The organism is Streptomyces sp. NPDC058741 (assembly GCF_042746715.1).
Lineage (GTDB): Bacteria > Actinomycetota > Actinomycetes > Streptomycetales > Streptomycetaceae > Streptomyces.
The window spans coordinates 1-1,113 of record NZ_JBHYQH010000116.1 but is presented as its reverse complement, the minus strand read 5'-3'; the positions used below and the strand labels follow the sequence as shown (position 1 = coordinate 1,113).

The window sequence follows — 1,113 nt, the reverse complement described above, 5'->3', positions numbered from 1 at the left end:
GCACCCGACGGCACCACCTGCATCACCACGACCATGCTGGAGACCGGCCTGGTGACCGCCACCTACAACGGCGACGGATGCTTCACCCCCTCGACGAGTTCGGCGGATGTCGCGGTCAACCCCGCAGCGAGCGCGGTGTCGGTCTCAGCGGTCTCGAATACGTCGGTGTGCGGCGAGACGGTGACGGTGTGCGCCACGGTCACGGCCGTCGCCCCCGGCAACGGCACCCCCACCGGAACGATCACCTTCACCGGCGCCGGACTCGACGAGACCGTGGACGTGGCCGTCGACGGTACCGCCTGCGCCACGACCAGCAGCCTCACCACGGGCACCGTCACCGCCACCTACTCGGGCGACGGATGTTTACTGCCGTCGACGGGCTCGGCCGACGTGACGGTCGTTCCGGCGGCGAGCACGGTGTCGGTCACGGTGGACCCGAGCCCTTCGGTGTGCGGCCAGCCCGTGACGGTGTGCGCCACGGTCACGCCCGTCGCCCCGGGCAGTGGCACCCCCACCGGAAGTGTCACGTTCCTGCTCTCCGACGGCACCACTCAGGCCGTCGGGCTGGACGCGAACGGCAGCGCGTGCGTGACCAGCAGCAGCCTCATCACCGGCGCGGTCACCGCCGTGTACAACGGTGACGGCTGCTTCCTGGCGTCGACGGGCTCGGCCGACGTGACGGTCGAGCCCGCAGCGAGCTCGGTGTCGGTCACGGTGGACCCGAGCCCTTCGGTCTGCGGCCAGCCCGTGACGGTGTGCGCCACGGTCACGCCCGTCGCCCCCGGCAGTGGCACCCCCACCGGAACCCTCACCTTCACCGGCCCCGGCGGCTTCAACGAGATCGTGCCCGTAGCCCCCGACGGCACGGCCTGCGTCACCACCAGCAGCCTGACCGGTGGAACGTACAGGGCCGTCTACAACGGCGACCGGTGTGTCGCCGGCTCGGACGCGGTCTTCGACGTGACGGTCGACCAGGCGGCCAGCAGCACGACGGTGACGGTGGACCCGAGCCCGTCGGTGTGCGGCCAGAGTGTCACCGTGTGCGCCACCGTCACAGCCGTCGCCCCCGGCAACGGCACCCCCACCGGAACGGTCATCTTCACCGGTCCCGGC

At 71.5% G+C, this 1,113-nt stretch carries 1 protein-coding gene; it reads left to right on the top strand.

Annotation, left to right across the window (positions count from 1 at the left end):
- Nucleotides 1-33: 33 nt before the first annotated feature.
- Nucleotides 34-1,113 (top strand): Ig-like domain repeat protein (locus ACFW6P_RS32100; protein WP_386360193.1); only part of this gene is annotated, 1,080 nt, incomplete at its 3' end.